The sequence below is a fragment of the Acidobacteriota bacterium genome, from assembly GCA_030949985.1.
Lineage (GTDB): Bacteria > Acidobacteriota > Polarisedimenticolia > J045 > J045 > JALTMS01.
Window position 1 is genome coordinate 59,543 of record JAUZRX010000027.1, and the last position, 13,699, is coordinate 73,241.

Annotated in this window: 16 protein-coding genes and 1 other RNA gene; 4 read left to right on the top strand and 13 right to left on the bottom strand. The window is 65.5% G+C overall.

Going from position 1 to position 13,699, the window contains the following annotated elements; all coding sequences use genetic code 11:
* Nucleotides 1-66 precede the first annotated feature (66 nt).
* Nucleotides 67-2,073 (top strand): MopE-related protein, encoded by a 2,007-nt coding sequence (locus tag Q9Q40_08475; GenBank protein ID MDQ7007254.1) that lies wholly within the window; start codon nt 67-69, stop codon nt 2,071-2,073.
* A 545-nt stretch (nt 2,074-2,618) separates the two neighbouring features.
* Here the strand turns inward: Q9Q40_08475 and ssrA are convergent.
* Both ssrA and Q9Q40_08485 read right to left on the bottom strand, forming a co-directional pair.
* Nucleotides 2,619-2,973: a transfer-messenger RNA gene (gene ssrA, locus Q9Q40_08480) on the bottom strand.
* 108 nt (nt 2,974-3,081) lie between these two features.
* On the bottom strand, nt 3,082-3,354 hold the full coding sequence (locus Q9Q40_08485) for a hypothetical protein (GenBank protein MDQ7007255.1): 273 nt from the start codon (nt 3,352-3,354) through the stop codon (nt 3,082-3,084).
* Nucleotides 3,355-3,559: 205 nt separating this feature from the next.
* On the opposite strand from Q9Q40_08485, the gene Q9Q40_08490 reads away from it, so the two are divergent.
* Genes Q9Q40_08490 through Q9Q40_08500 form a run of 3 tightly spaced genes read left to right on the top strand, consistent with a single transcriptional unit; the run spans nt 3,560 to nt 5,569 of the window.
* Complete coding sequence (locus Q9Q40_08490) at nt 3,560-4,327, top strand: MotA/TolQ/ExbB proton channel family protein (protein MDQ7007256.1); 768 nt, start codon at nt 3,560-3,562, stop codon at nt 4,325-4,327.
* Between the two features lie 14 nt (nt 4,328-4,341).
* Nucleotides 4,342-5,040, top strand: a complete 699-nt coding sequence (locus Q9Q40_08495; GenBank protein MDQ7007257.1) for a flagellar motor protein MotB — start codon at nt 4,342-4,344, stop codon at nt 5,038-5,040.
* A 25-nt stretch (nt 5,041-5,065) separates the two neighbouring features.
* Nucleotides 5,066-5,569: a flagellar basal body-associated FliL family protein gene (locus Q9Q40_08500; protein ID MDQ7007258.1), complete on the top strand. Its 504-nt coding sequence runs from the start codon at nt 5,066-5,068 to the stop codon at nt 5,567-5,569.
* Between the two features lie 69 nt (nt 5,570-5,638).
* Here the strand turns inward: Q9Q40_08500 and Q9Q40_08505 are convergent, their stop codons facing one another.
* The 11 genes from Q9Q40_08505 to flgA are packed head-to-tail and all read right to left on the bottom strand — an operon-like array spanning nt 5,639 to nt 13,699.
* Nucleotides 5,639-6,475, bottom strand: a complete 837-nt coding sequence (locus Q9Q40_08505; protein ID MDQ7007259.1) for an HDOD domain-containing protein — start codon at nt 6,473-6,475, stop codon at nt 5,639-5,641.
* The gene (locus Q9Q40_08510) at nt 6,475-6,702 is read right to left on the bottom strand and encodes a carbon storage regulator (protein ID MDQ7007260.1); all 228 of its coding nucleotides are present in this window, start codon (nt 6,700-6,702) and stop codon (nt 6,475-6,477) included. Before Q9Q40_08510 ends, Q9Q40_08505 begins: the two co-directional genes overlap by 1 nt.
* Nucleotides 6,703-6,722: 20 nt before the next feature.
* Nucleotides 6,723-7,238 carry a flagellar assembly protein FliW gene (locus Q9Q40_08515; protein MDQ7007261.1) on the bottom strand — a complete coding sequence of 172 codons (516 nt, stop codon included), beginning with the start codon at nt 7,236-7,238 and terminating at the stop codon, nt 6,723-6,725.
* Nucleotides 7,239-7,248: 10 nt separating this feature from the next.
* Complete coding sequence (locus Q9Q40_08520) at nt 7,249-8,133, bottom strand: hypothetical protein (protein ID MDQ7007262.1); 885 nt, start codon at nt 8,131-8,133, stop codon at nt 7,249-7,251.
* Between the two features lie 15 nt (nt 8,134-8,148).
* Nucleotides 8,149-9,552 (bottom strand): flagellar hook-associated protein FlgK, encoded by a 1,404-nt coding sequence (gene flgK / locus Q9Q40_08525; protein ID MDQ7007263.1) that lies wholly within the window; start codon nt 9,550-9,552, stop codon nt 8,149-8,151.
* A gap of 2 nt (nt 9,553-9,554) precedes the next feature.
* Nucleotides 9,555-10,016, bottom strand: a complete 462-nt coding sequence (locus Q9Q40_08530) for a hypothetical protein (GenBank protein ID MDQ7007264.1) — start codon at nt 10,014-10,016, stop codon at nt 9,555-9,557.
* A complete protein-coding gene (gene flgM, locus Q9Q40_08535; GenBank protein ID MDQ7007265.1) occupies nt 10,013-10,339 on the bottom strand; it encodes a flagellar biosynthesis anti-sigma factor FlgM in 327 nt (108 codons plus the stop codon). The genes Q9Q40_08530 and flgM overlap by 4 nt, the downstream gene beginning before the upstream one ends.
* Before the next feature lie 60 nt (nt 10,340-10,399).
* On the bottom strand, nt 10,400-10,744 hold the full coding sequence (locus Q9Q40_08540) for a hypothetical protein (protein ID MDQ7007266.1): 345 nt from the start codon (nt 10,742-10,744) through the stop codon (nt 10,400-10,402).
* Nucleotides 10,744-11,955 carry a flagellar basal body P-ring protein FlgI gene (locus Q9Q40_08545; protein MDQ7007267.1) on the bottom strand — a complete coding sequence of 404 codons (1,212 nt, stop codon included), beginning with the start codon at nt 11,953-11,955 and terminating at the stop codon, nt 10,744-10,746. The genes Q9Q40_08540 and Q9Q40_08545 overlap by 1 nt, the downstream gene beginning before the upstream one ends.
* A gap of 56 nt (nt 11,956-12,011) precedes the next feature.
* The gene (locus Q9Q40_08550) at nt 12,012-12,731 is read right to left on the bottom strand and encodes a flagellar basal body L-ring protein FlgH (protein ID MDQ7007268.1); all 720 of its coding nucleotides are present in this window, start codon (nt 12,729-12,731) and stop codon (nt 12,012-12,014) included.
* Complete coding sequence (gene flgA, locus Q9Q40_08555; protein ID MDQ7007269.1) at nt 12,728-13,699, bottom strand: flagellar basal body P-ring formation chaperone FlgA; 972 nt, start codon at nt 13,697-13,699, stop codon at nt 12,728-12,730. Before flgA ends, Q9Q40_08550 begins: the two co-directional genes overlap by 4 nt.

The following is a 13,699-nucleotide window of genomic DNA, read 5'->3' on the forward strand; positions in this document are numbered from 1 at the left end:
CGTATGAGACAATAGTGGGCGCCCCGAGCTTCGCAGAATCTCTTCACCTGCCCGAGAGGAGATGAGATGCTCTCTTCCTCCGTTCCGTTCCGCCGTTTTCCCTTGTCCGTACCGCCCTCTCCGCGACCCCGTCTCCGCACGGTCTTTTGCCTGCTGCTGGCGGGAGTCGGCTTCCCACATGCCCAAGCCGGCTCGGCGTGCCCGGACGGCGATCGCGACTTCTACGCCGACTGCACGGTGGACGGCTGCACACCCACCCTACCCTGCGGCGACTGCCATGACGCCGACCCCGCGATTCATCCGGGTGTCGAAGAAAGGTGCGACCTCGTCGACAACGACTGCAATGGAGCCACGGACGAGGGGTTCGCCAAGGCTGAATCCCGGATCAAGTGGCTCGATCCCGGGCGACAGGACGGCGACGGCGCCGGCAGGGCCGTAGCCGGCCTGTCGGACGTGACCGGTGACGGTGTGCCGGATATCGCCATCGGGGCGACACGCATCCCGATTACGGGTTCTCGGGACTCCGTGATGGTCGTGTCGGGAGCCGATCGTTCCTTGTGGTGCCGTATCATCGATCCCACCGGTACTTCCGACTTCGGTGGCGCCGTGGCCGGGCTCGGCGACATCGATGGTGACGGCACCCCTGACTTGGCGGTCGGCAGGCCGTACGGGTCAGGCACGGTCTTTCTCTACTCCGGTTCGGATTGCCGTGAGCTCGCCCGCTGCGAGGATGTCACCGCCGGCCGACTGGGCTTCTCTCTCGCATCCATTCCCGACCTCAACGGCGATGGTTTCCCCGAGATTCTCGCCGGGGCCATCCAGACCGACGTCGCAGACGTCAATGACGCCGGGCGCATCGACGTATTCAGTTTCGACGGCGGCGGGTGCGTACTTCACATGCAACTCGAGCTGCCCGAAGGCCAGACCAACGGCAATCTCGGTTCCGCCGTCGCGGCAGCTCCCGACATGACAGGTGATGGCGTCCCCGAGATCATTGCCGGCGCGTGGGGCACCGTGGTCTCCAACCGGAACAGCGCCGGCAGCGTAGCGCTTTTTTCGGGGGCCGACGGGGCCTACATCCGGTCGATGACCGATCCCCGGCCGGAAAATCAAGCCAATCTCGGACAGTCGGTCGCGGCGGTACCGGACATGGATGGCGACGGCACAGCGGAGATCGCCTCCGGGGCTCCGGGCTGGAACGGCGGCCGGGGCGCCGTACTTTTCTTCTCAGGCGCGGACGGCAGCCTCCTCTGCCGCGGGGAAGCCACACCCGGGCTGGCGAGCGGCAAGCTGGGGGAAGCCATCACCATGGTCGGTGACCTGGACGAAGACGGCACCGCGGATCTCGCCGCCGGGGCGCCCCATTCTTACCACAACGGCAAGGCTCGCGTCGGCATGGTGGCCGTGTTCTCGACCGCTCGATGTTCCATGGTGCGCGCCCTTTTCGACCGCGAAGCGATCGAAGGCGACAAGCTGGGAACGAGCGTCGATTCCTGCGGAGACATCAATGGGGACGGCGTTGACGACATCGTCGCCGGGGCGCCATACGTGGACCTTCCGGGCGAGATCGATGTCGGCGCCACATTCTTTTTCGTTCATGAATCGGACTGCGACGGCGACGGCTTCGGCCGCTGGGGCGGCGACTGTAACGACGATAGCGCGGCTGTTTATCCAACTCAAGTGGAGAGTTGCATCGACGGCATCGACGACAATTGCGACGGACTGATCGATTGCCAGGACGCCTTCTTCTGCCCCCCCGGTCCCGGGCCCCTTCCCGGCGAGATCGCGAACCTCGTCCTGGCGGACGACAAACAGACCCTCGCCTGGGAAGCCGACCCGGTGGCCGATGTCTACGATCTTCTCCAGGGCCCTGTGGACGCATTGCTCGCGGCGGCTTCGTTCGATGACGCAGACTGCCTGGCCTGGCGGGTTCCCGGGACTTCCTATCAAGACCCCACGGTTCCCGACACCGGATTCGGCACCTACTACCTGGTTCGCGGCAAGGCAGACACCTGCCGAATCGGTAGCTGGGGTTCGACCTTGCGCGACCAAGCGCAGGGTGCGTGCCCCTGATTTCGGCTATGTGCAGCTAGACGTTTCACCAGCGCCTGGACATCCACCGCCCGGAATGCGCCGGGAGCGTTCCGCGAGAAACATCCCTCAACCCCGCAACCGTAGACGCCCGCCACAGGCAGTTCCAGGTCCAATTCCCAGCCGCCAGGATCGGCTACCGGGTTTGGATGCCGCAGCTCGACGCATGCGCCAGTGGAGCCCGGGGCCAGACGCTTACGACAGCGGTGCAGGCTGGGCACTCCGATTCGCTCCTGCCGGCAAAAGGCCCTGACACCCAGCTTCGAAGCCTCGAAGTTTCCCGGAATTTCTCGCCACTCGTCCTCGCTACGGCGGACACACCGGGCACGCTCACTCGCCATCGTTGGCCTCCTCATTTCAACATCCGTAGGCGGATGAAAAGTCAGAGGCTCTTGTAGCCGGGTCCGAAGCACCTGGGAAGAACGCCGATTTTCGACCGCTTACGTAACCCCTTTGAAAACAAGGTGAAATAAAAAACCCGTCGTCCCGGAGAAGACCTGCGGAGAGACGGGTTGTCTTTTTTCAAATGGTGGAGGCGGCGGGAATCGAACCCGCGTCCGAGGAGGGTCCACGTCGGGCTTCTACACGCTTAGCCGCTTCATTTGGGTTCTCGCGGTGGGCGCCGCCGAAGGGCAGGCTGCGCTACCGCCAGCCCGTTGTTCTCACCGAAGGCCGCTGGGCCGGCAACCTTCTGGCCAGCTCGCGTCAATTGACGCCCCGATTCCCCCCCGCGAGCCGGGAGGAGGGGGCGGGCAGCCTTCTTAGGCAGCCAGAGCGTAGTCGTTGTTGGCGACTATTTTCGTTTCCCGGGGATTAACGAGGGCCAGGAAACCTCGGCGTGCCACCCGCGCTTTCCACACCCCGTCGAAACCGATCGCCCCCACGTATGGAGAAAAATAAGCGAAAGCTGCGGCAGGGCACCAGCGCGGCTTGCTTCATTGATTATGCCCTATCTCGGCCGCAATTCGAGCGGGCGGTCCGGCAGGCCGCCTACTTGCGAACGAACCTGAGAAAGACCCGGTACTCGCCGCTGTCCAGATTCTCGGGCAGCTTGTAGGCCTCGGGCACCAGTACCACCAGCACCCTGGCGCCGGGCGGATCGGTGCCCTGGTCCCGGCGCCGCTCCTCGCCCTCGACGGCGTCCCGGTTGCGTCGCCGCGGCTCACGCATGTGGAGCACGCGGGCCTCGATACCCAGGCTTTGGGTGACGTTCTTCTCGGTGGACGAGTTGGTCCGGGGAATGCGCCCTACGACAAAGTCCATCTTGGCCTCTCGCCATTTCTTATCGGCCGCGGATGGACGAACTGAACGCCGCCGACCGGTCCCGATCGGGACCCGCGAGCTTGCCGAACGCGTCCGAACACCTGAGGTACGAACATCACGATTCCCGACCCCTCCGGGTGAAGTTTTCCCGGCCGCGGCCGATAGAAGAGATGTAGCGGGGCCTGCGTGCCCGGGAGAGAGTTGCGTGGACATCTCGACAGTCATCGGCCTGGTGATCGGCACTGCCCTGGTCGTGATCGCTATTGTCATCGGCGACGACCCGACGATTTTCATCGATAGCAAATCGGCCCTGATCGTCGTCGGCGGCACCCTCGGGGTGACCTTCATCAAGAATTCTCTCAATCGCGTTTTCGGCACGATCGGCGTGGTGAAGAACGCTTTCTTCGGCAAGGTGACCCCCATCGACTCGCTGATCGAAAGCATCGTCGAACTGTCCCGCAAGGCCCGGCGCGAGAGCCTGCTCTCTCTCGAGAAAGTCGAAATCGAAGACCCGTTTCTGGCCAAGGCCGTGCGCCTGGCGGTGGACGGCATGGAGCCCGCCGCGATCCGGACGGTGCTAGAAACGGAGGTCGCCTTCCTCCAGCAGCGGCACAAGATCGGCGCCGACATTCTCGACGGCATGGCCTCCTCCGCACCCGCCTTCGGCATGGTCGGCACGCTGATCGGCCTGGTGCAGATGCTCGCCTCCATGGAAGACCCCAGCACTATCGGCCCGTCCATGGCCGTCGCGATCCTGACCACGCTCTACGGCGCGTTGATCGCCAACCTCTTCTGCCAGCCCCTGGCCGAGAAGCTCAAGAACCGCAGCCGTGAGGAGGTCAACACCCGCCTGGTCGTCGTCCAGGGCGTGCTCTCCATCGTCGAGGGCGATCACCCCGCCTCGGTCGAACAAAAGCTCGCCGCCTATCTCGATCCCAAGATGCGCAAGGACGGCGAGAAGAAAGCCGCCTGAACCGGAGCCCCCGCATGTCGTGCCCCCAGCAACAGGAAGAATGCAAAGAAGGAGCCCCTGAATGGGTCGTGACCTTCGGCGACATGATGACGCTCCTGCTCTGTTTCTTCGTTCTTCTACTCAGCTTCTCCACCATGGAAACCGAGCGCTTCAAGATCGTCGCCGGGTACATTCGCGAGGCATTCGGCGTGCAGATGAACAGGCGCTATACCGAGATCCCCTCGGGTGACACCGTCGTCACCGTGGAATTCAACCCGCCGTCGTTGAGCAACACCACGATTTACGAGCAGATCGTCGATCTGCTCGAGAGCCTACAACTCGACCAAATGGCCAACGCGGAAATGGAAGCCGACGGTGTACGGTTGCGCCTCGACGGCGAGCTGGTCTTCAAGCCGGGAAGCGCGCAACTGACCGACGAGTCCAAGCTCTTCCTGGACTACGTAGCCGAGACGGTCCTCAACGCCAACGCCTCAGTCAGGATCGAGGGGCACACTGACAACGCGCCCATCAAGTCCAAGATATACCCCAGCAACTGGGAACTCAGCGGAGCGCGTGCTTCCGCCGTCGTGCGATATCTCGAGTCTCGGGGAGTTCCAGGCGCTTACCTCGAAGCGGTCGCCTTTGGCGACACGCGGCCGATTACCGAGAACTACACCGAGGAAGGTCGGCGCAAGAACCGTCGCGTCGAGTTGTTGATCGAACCGCCGAAATAGGCTTCGGCTCCAGGGAGCATGGATCATGGCAGACGAGAAGAAGGAACAGGAAGAACAAACGCCGAAAAAAGGCAAGATGGGCCTGATCATCATCATCGCGGTGGCGGCACTGGTCGTCCTCGGAGGCGGTGGTGCAGCAATGATGTTCATGATGGGCGGCAGTGAAACCCCGGCGGCGGAGTCTGAAACGGGGGCCGCACCCGCAAAGGCCGAGGAACAGTTCTACCTCGCGACTCTCGACACCTTCGTGGTCAATCTTGCCGATCCCAAGGGTGACCGGTTCATGAAAGCGACTCTCCGCGTGGTGGTCACCGACCCCTCTCTGGGGGACCGCATCCGGTCCGATGACCTCTTCCGGGCCCGCCTGCGTGACAAGACGCTTTCCATCCTCTCATCCAAGCAGTTCAAGGATGTCAGCTCTCCCCTCGGCAAGGAATCCCTGCGGCGCGAGCTGACCCGGGAGTTCTCCCAGATCTTTCCTCCCGGCTCGGTCAAGGAAGTACTCTTCGTCGAATTCATCATCCAGTAGCGCCGCATCGACTCAGGCGAAAAGGGGCGCCCCCGGGCGCCCCTTTTCCTTCTCATCCCCGGGCACAGTTCACAGGGTCAGCAGTTCTCCGCGCTCTTCGTGGACCGTCTCCATCGTTTCGTCCCGCAGCTGCCCGAGTTGAGCCGTGTCGAACCCCAGACGCGTTGCCGCCAGCCCGCAAGCCTCCAGGGCGGTCCCGTGACTCATCATGCGATCCGCCAGCGCCACGAGCGCCACCAGCGCGCCATGCTCGCTTTCCTCGAACTCATCGCCATGGTGCCCGCCGACCGCGGCGACCAGTTGGGGAGCCAGATTCCAATTCCCGAGCAGCAAGCGGCCTACCTGCTGATGATCCAGGCCCAGGCGCTCACGCTCCTGCTCGGGCTCGGGCAGTTCTCCCTCGCAGGACTGCAGCATCGCGACGTAGGCGTCGGGCTCGCAAACCAGCAGGATCATGCTCCCGGTGTCGTGCAGCAGGCCGGCGACAAAGGCCTCCTCGCTCCAGGCCAGGTTGGCCTTGACCGACAGGGCCCTCGCCGCCACGGCGACGTTGACCGAATGCTCCCAGACGGCATCCCGCGCCTGGGCCGCGGCGGGAGGGATCAACTCCTTGAGGCCCGCTACCACGCTGGCCAGCGTCAGCGAGCGCAGACGCAGGAAGCCGAGGAGCATGATCGCGTGAGAAAGAGTCGTGATGCGTTGTGGGAGGTTGAAAAGCGCGGAGTTGACCAGACGGAGAACAGAGGTCGTCAAACCCGGATCGGTCTCGATGACCTTGCGCAAATCCTCCCCCGTGGTTTCCTTCTCGTTGAGCAGCCTCAGAACTTTCGAGGCCGCCGCCGGCATCGGTGGCAGTTCCCCGATCCTCGAAGCCACCTGGTCGGGGGTCAGGGTGGTCATGGGCATCACAAGTCCTCTTGGCTGTTCTCGGAAGTTTCTCCGCCATCGACATCTTCCTGCTGCCGGAGCAAGGAGGCGAGTCCCGCGATGGCCTCGGGAACGCCCTGGCCGCGCGCGGACTCGATATTGGCCGCAGCCACCTGGCGGTGGATTTCTTCACGGACGATCGAAACACCATCCGGCGCCTCGATGCCGATCCGGACGTGCTGCCCCCGGACATCGACGACCTTCACCTGGACCTCCTCTCCTATGATCAGCGACTGGCCGACTTTTCGGCTGAGCACGAGCATGGCTGGGACCTCCTTGTCCCTGGAGCCCCATTCTGTCGGGGCAGAATGGGCTCGCGAAAAGACCACCGGGCGTCGTCCAAAATCACCTGGGCGCCCAGCATCCGGTCGGGATTGATCACGATCGGCGCCCGCAGGTTGGCGAACGCATCGTTGTTCTTCGCAAGGGTCACGATCGCCAGGATCAAGGGGCGGCCGCCACCGGCGAGCCCGATTCTGTCCCGGTCCGTGCGTGGAAGGACAGGGGCATAGCCGGGACAGACGATCCGCGGATCGATCAGGAGCAAGTTGAGCGGCGGGTGGTCCTCGGAGCGCAGCCAGAGAAAGGGCCGGGCATCCTCGTGCTCCACCAGCTGCCAGAGCACGGCCCCATCCAGACCGGGCAACGCCTCGGGAAAGCGGATCGTCGCCGGCGCATCCCCGCGGGCAGGGCCCGCGGCTTGCGAGGGCGTGTTTTCCGGCGTACAGGAAACGGTCGTCATCACAACACCATCAGCTCAGGTAGTCGAAAAAGGAGGGGCCGAAGATCCGGGCGCCGGCCGCCAGGGTCGCCTGGTAGCCGGTCTGCAGACGCGTCGCGTCGGAGATGGCCTCGGCCATGTCCGCCGACCCCAACTCCGCAGCCCGCTCGGAGATCTCGAGCTGCTTGTTCTGAATCCTGATGTCCGCCTCTTCCAGAAGCCGTCGACGGGTTCCGATCCGCGCGAGGATAGTGGTGTTCTGCTTGCCTGCATCCCGGAATTCCTCGACCATGCCCTGGATGGCGTCGGTATCACCGGCCTGGAGGGCCGCCTCGAATCGTTCGAGCAGCTCGAGCGGGCCCGAAACCCCCGAAACCCCAAAGAGTTCATCCGCCGTGAAGTTGATCTCGAGGTTCTGACCGTCGAGGGGGATACGGATCGCGGAATCGTTCCCCTGGTAGGCGCCGGTATCGTCGTAGGGCGGGCGGTCGGTCATCGTTCCCGAGAAGATGTAATTCCCGGAGACCCGGTAGTTCGCCAGGGTACGCACCTGGTTGATCAACCCGGACACCTGCTCGGCGATCGCGTCGAGGCCGGACTGCTGGTTGGTCTCCGAAGAAGCCTGAAGCGCGTAGGTCAAGCCCCGGTTGAGCACGTCTCCCATCTGGCTGACACCCTGCTCACTCAGTTCGAGCCATGCACGGCTCTGAGAGATGCCCCGGCGCCGCGCCTCGAGCAACTGGGCATCCTCCTGCAGGCGCATCAACGCCGAGGAGGCATAGGGATCGTCCGAAGCGTAGCGAATCCGCTTACCCGAGTTCATGCGGTCGAGGGCGTCGAACATGTCCGCCCGCACCCGGCGCAGGTTGCGGAGGAAATCCTGCTGGGCCTGGCTGTCACTCACACGCAGAGTCATCGTCAGCGCCTCCCTCTAGCCGGGTATCAGGTTGAGCGCCGTCTCGGTGACCCGATTGACGGTCTGCAGGAAACGGGCGGCAGCCTCGAAGGACTGCTGCCACCGGGCCAGGTTGGCCGCCTCCTCGTCGAGGCTGACGGCGGACACGCTCTGGCGCTTGAGTTCGAGAGACCCGACGATCACCTCGCTGGCCTCCGTTGCGGCATCCGCCGCGGCCAGGTCACGTCCCACGTTGGCGATCACATCCGCGGCGTAACCGGTGAAAGTCAGGCCGCTCAGACCCGAGATACCGGCTGTTCGAAGGTCGAGCATCGCCAGCACCGCCACGTTGTTCCCCGGCTCTCCCGCAGCATCCGCCGTCCCCAACTTGGTGGGATCGTCGAGGATCTCGGCATTGACCCGGATCGCCGCAGCAGCGTTGTCGCCGGGGGGATCCGGCTCGAAGAGGTTGCGACCGGTGTCGCCCGCCTGGTCATAAGCACCCCGGTGAACGGCGTTGAACTCCTCGATCAGGGTCGCCGCGAGAAGATCGAGTTGCTCGCGGTAGCTCGTCAGGTGCTCGTCGCGGGCCGCGAGATAGCCCCCGAGGGCCCCTCCCCGGAGCGTATCCGTCAAGTCCACCCGTTCCCCGGAACGGTCGACGAGGATACGCGCCAGGCCGTCCGCATCACGACCGATCTCGAGAGGGTGGGCCGACGTGCCCGCCAGCAGCGTGTCTCCGCTGCCTTCGAGGAAGACGCTGACCTGGCCGTTGTCCTGCTCCACGGCGCGCACCGGGATCATCTGCGACAACTCGTCAAGCAGCCGATCGCGCTGGTCCCGAACGTCGGAGGCCTCCTGCCCCCCGGCTTCGAGCCCCGTCACCTCGAGGTTGAGGCGGGAGAGGCGGCTGAGGACCTCGTTGATCCGATCGACCTGCTCTACGGCCTTGTCATCGGCATTCCGGCGGGACTCACCGATGAAACCATCGACCTGCCGAATCGTCGACGCCATGTAAGACGCCGCCGAGACGACGTCTTGTCGAATCGCGGAGTCGTCGGGCTGGATCGCCAGGTTCTCGAGGGAATCGAAGAACGAGGAGATCGAAGCCCGTAGTGCGGCACTGTCCACCTCGCCCAGGGCGGGCTCCAGGCCACCGAGGACCTCCGCCCGACTGCTGTCGAATCCGAAGCGCGTGCTCTCCCGCCGCACGGCGAAGTCGAGGAACGGATCCCGGATCCGGTGCAAGGACTCCACGTCGACGCCCATGCCCGCATAGCCGCCAGGCACGGCAATGGTCGCCATGGTGCCCAGTTCCACCCGTCGCCGGGAAAAGCCGGGTGTGTTGGCGTTCGCCACGTTGTAGCCGGCGATATTCATGCCCAGGCGGAAAGCCCGCATGGCACTCGTGCCGATGGAGTACTGGTCGAAAACTCCCATCTTCAGCCCTCCCTCGAGAGTCCGGCACCCTGGATCCTCCAGGGCGCCGAGCGCCCGTCCGCCAGGTAGGCGCTTCCGAAAAGACCGGCCACGGCGGCCCGGCGAGCCTCCGCCGTGTCAGCGAGACGATCGAGAATCGCGCCGCCGACAGCACCTTCACGCAACAGACGCTGCAAGGAGAGAGCGAAGGCCTCCCGCGCCCGGCTCACCTCCCGCGTCTCCTCGATACCCTGGACTTCGAGACGGTTGCGCTCCACCTCGAGCATTTCGAACTGGGTCGCCAGGGTCTGCGCCCGGTCGGCCAGACGGTCGAGGCGCTGGGCGTCGGCATCGGTCAGAGCCGCGCGGAACGCCTGGGCCAGTTCGGCGAGGCCGTCGAACACCTCTCGCTCACCATCGAGAATGGCGGCGAGGGATTGCGCCGGGTCCTGCCGCCCGACCGCCGATGTCGCCCCGGATCTCACTGGTCGAGTTCGTCCGTTTCCGCAAGCAGGCCCTCGACGATGCGGGTGCCATCGATGCGGTAACGTCCGCTGGCGATCTCCGCCCGAAGTTGCTCGACGAGGTCGCGGCGACTTTCCGGAGAGGACTCCACCGCCTCACGCAGGCTGCGCAATTCCCTGGCCCGGGCGGAGAGATCCACCGAATCGCCGGAGGGGGTCACCTCGGAGGGATCGGGGCTTCGCTGGCTCGACCGATCGTCGCTACGCTGGGCGCGATCCGACTCGTCGATCTTCCGCAGCAGATCTCGAAGCCGGCTGAGGGGATCGGATCCACTGACCTTCATCACTGTTCCTCCTTGGCCGTATTTTGTCGCACATTCGCTACCACGGGCGCTACCACGGGGCTACCCGCCATACTCATCGGCCGATTCCGGGGTTTCTTGAGCCCCCCACCGAAAAATATCGGACCAACCCGGAGAAGGGTCTCGTAGAGAGCCGAGGGCCGCAGCCCCCCCCTCCTCGCGCTCGAGTTGCTCGGCGATCTGCTCGGCCAGTCCCAGGGGCTCGCGTTCGGCGAGCATCTCCGAGAGCATCAGCTCGAAGGCCGCCGCTCGGGTCTTCCCCTCGGCTCCTCCGCCGAAGAGACCGTCCTCGAGTTGGGCCTTTTCCATGGCTCGCAGCATCTGGCGCAGGAGCCCGGCCTCGAGCCCACGGGCCGCCTTACGGATCGCCTCGTTGCCGCCATCCATCAGATCACCACCAGTTCTGCGTGGAGTGCGCCCGCAGCGCGAATCGCCTGGAAGATGGCGATCATGTCCCGCGGCGTCACCCCCACCTTCTTGAGTGACTTGACCAGCTCTTCCACGCTGGTCCCCGGCCCGAGATCCAGGTGCTGGGCCGGCTCCTCGTCCACCACCACCTCCCCCTCGGGCACGACGACGGTCTCACCGCCCTGGGAGAAGGGTCCCGGCTGGGAGACGCCGTAGCGCTCAGTCACGGCGATGGTCAGGTTGCCATGGGTCACCGACACCTGGGAGATCATCACGTTGCCGCCGAGCACCACGGTGCCGGTCCGTTCGTTGAGCACCACCCGGGCGGGCACATCCGGCCTGACGCCGATCTCGAGGGTATGGGCCAGGAACTCCACCGGCTTGTCCCGCAGGAAATCGGGGATCATCACCTTCACCGTCCCCGCATCGATGGCGTGGGCGGTCGAGTCGTCGAAGGCCTGGTTGAGAGCCTTCTCGATGCGAAAGGCCGTCTCGAAGTCCGGGGAACGAAGCTGCAACTCGAAGCTGTCCCGGCCCGCCAGGTCGATGCCCGCCGTGCGCTCCACGAGGGCCCCGGAGGGAATCAGGCCGGTGGTCGGATGGTTCTTCTGAACGCTGCCGCCCCCCCCGGACGCCGCAAAGGCTCCACCAAGGGAGATCGGACCCTGGGCCAGGGCGTACACCCGCCCGTCCGGCCCCTTGAGGGGGGTCATCAGCAGGGTCCCGCCGGTGAGCGATTTGGCATCACCGATGGAAGACACCGTGACATCGAGCCGACTGCCCGGACGCGCGAAGGCGGGAAGATCAGCGGTGACCATCACCGCCGCCGCGTTTCGCACGCGGATCGAGGAAGGGGGGACCACGACCCCCATGCGTTGGAGCGCGTTGGCCAGGCTCTGGATGGTGAACTTGGCCTGGGTCCCGTCTCCCGTACCCGCCAGGCCGACGACCAGCCCGTAACCGACGAGCTGGTTGTCGCGCACGCCGCGGACGTCCACCACGTCTCTCAAGCGCACCATGCCCCGCTGAGAGGAGCGGTCCGACGTCGGCGCCACCCGCTCGACCTTCAGTGGAGGGCCGGGCGGCGTGACGGCGGTGCCCGCGGCGAGGGCTGTACCGAGAGCCAGGACGAAAGTCACCGGCACCAGGCCCGTACATCGAGAGCCGGAACTGCCATGTCTGGTCTTCACGAGCTGTCGCTCCTTCCCGCAGGTCCCCCCCAGCGGGGCCCGCTCCGGCCGTCGTATCACAGCGGCCAGATCTTCGTCAGCAGCCGATGAAACCAGCCCTGACGGGTGACGTCGGCCAGGTCACCGGTTCCGCCGTAGTGGATGGTCAGGTCGGCAATGGCCGAAGACTGGATCGTGTTGTCGGAACGCACATCGGCCGGCCGCACGATGCCCGCCAGGGCGATGGTCTGGTTTTCCCGGTTGACGGTGATCTTCTTCGTGCCGGCGATCAACATCCGCCCCCCGGTCCCCACGGCCATCACCCGCACCGCCAGGTTGGCGGTCAGGGTCTGGGCCCGGGAGGTCGCCCCTTCGCCCTTGAATTCCTTGGAGGTCCCGGCTTGCAGCGCGAGGGAAGGGTCGAAATCGGGTCCGATCTTGCCCTTGACTTTATTTTCCCAGCCGAAGAGCACGGGCACCTCGAGCTTGGTCTTCGAGTCCTTCTTGATGTCCGCGTCCGCGCTGCTCCTGCCCAGCGAACTTTCGGTGATTCTCACCGTGAGGATGTCCCCCACGTGCCGCGCGCGAAAATCCCCGACCAGTTCGGCCGCCGATCCTTCGACGTAGAGTGAACCCTCGGAGAGGCTCCGGGGCTGGAGCGGAAGCTCCAGCTCCGGCAGATCACCGGCGTAGTTCGTGGGCTCCACCACCTCGCTTCGAGACGCGCAGCCGGAAGCGACCGCAACCAGCAGGAGCAGGCTCCAAGCCCACGTCCATGCCAACCGATGCACACTCACCGCTCTTCCTCCTCCGAACCGAGCAGGGCGACCCTGCCGGGACCGATCACACGCGCGCGAATCGTCCGACGCCCATCCTGGGCGATCACGGGAACGATGCTGCCGACCCCCCCCGATCCCCGGGCCCGAGTTTCCATTTCGAGCAACACGCCACCTCGACGATAGACGACGGTGACGGTCTGGCCCGACTGGACAGCCCGGGCCTCCTGGACCAGGTTGGCCCGCACCGGCTGGTTCCGGCGCAGGGGGCTGCGGAGCACCTTGCCCACGATCCTCTCCGGGTCTCGTACCACCGGCGCGCCGCTGACGTATTCCCGCGTTTCGAGGCGCAGGTCCATGGCGCGCAGAGGCTCGCCCCGGGGAACATCCCGGGCGGCAACCACCATCGGCCCGCGAACCGCGACCCGCGCCTGCAAACCGATGCGCTTGCGCGTTCCGTCGGCGAATACGGCTTCCACCACCAGGCGCTGGCGACCGCTGTGGGGCTGCCGCGGCAGCGGGCCGGGACGGATCTCGTACTCACCCGGAGGCAGTTGCAGGGACGCCGGGGCCTGGAGGTCGAGAACTTCCACTTCTCCCCCCGGCAAGCTCGCGCGCAGCGCCTGCTCGAGAACCTGCCGGGCTCGCTCCACATCGAGGCGCTGACCGATGCCCATCAGCCGTAGCTGAGCGGCGCCTTCCACCACGACGGCCTCGCCGTCCAATCCAGCGGCACCGAGCATCCGGCTGATCGCCGCCCGGGAAACCACGCGCCGCCGACCGGGTCCCGGCGCGCGCCCCAGGGACAGGTCCGCCACCGACTCCGCCGACGGGCCCTGCAGATCCGCCACCTGCCCGAGCCGCACTTCCTGGTAGGCAGGAACCTTCTCGAAGGGACGCACGCGCACGCGAAGCCGGGGCTCTCCATGCTGCGCCGTGGCAGCACCCAGACCCATCAACGCCAGCAGCAGAGGCACGCAGTATCGCAT

Excerpts from the sequence above, each read along its gene's own strand:
- flgM (MDQ7007265.1), bottom strand. The coding sequence starts at position 10,339 with ATGAAGGTCAGTGGATCCGATCCCCTCAGCCGGCTTCGAGATCTGCTG.
- Q9Q40_08485 (MDQ7007255.1), bottom strand. The coding sequence starts at position 3,354 with ATGGACTTTGTCGTAGGGCGCATTCCCCGGACCAACTCGTCCACCGAG.
- Q9Q40_08495 (MDQ7007257.1), top strand. The coding sequence starts at position 4,342 with ATGTCGTGCCCCCAGCAACAGGAAGAATGCAAAGAAGGAGCCCCTGAA.
- Q9Q40_08515 (MDQ7007261.1), bottom strand. The coding sequence starts at position 7,238 with ATGACGACCGTTTCCTGTACGCCGGAAAACACGCCCTCGCAAGCCGCG.
- Q9Q40_08500 (MDQ7007258.1), top strand. The coding sequence starts at position 5,066 with ATGGCAGACGAGAAGAAGGAACAGGAAGAACAAACGCCGAAAAAAGGC.
- Q9Q40_08520 (MDQ7007262.1), bottom strand. The coding sequence starts at position 8,133 with ATGACTCTGCGTGTGAGTGACAGCCAGGCCCAGCAGGATTTCCTCCGC.
- flgA (MDQ7007269.1), bottom strand. The coding sequence starts at position 13,699 with ATGCGATACTGCGTGCCTCTGCTGCTGGCGTTGATGGGTCTGGGTGCT.
- flgK (MDQ7007263.1), bottom strand. The coding sequence starts at position 9,552 with ATGGGAGTTTTCGACCAGTACTCCATCGGCACGAGTGCCATGCGGGCT.
- Q9Q40_08540 (MDQ7007266.1), bottom strand. The coding sequence starts at position 10,744 with ATGGATGGCGGCAACGAGGCGATCCGTAAGGCGGCCCGTGGGCTCGAG.
- Q9Q40_08505 (MDQ7007259.1), bottom strand. The coding sequence starts at position 6,475 with ATGCCCATGACCACCCTGACCCCCGACCAGGTGGCTTCGAGGATCGGG.
- Q9Q40_08475 (MDQ7007254.1), top strand. The coding sequence starts at position 67 with ATGCTCTCTTCCTCCGTTCCGTTCCGCCGTTTTCCCTTGTCCGTACCG.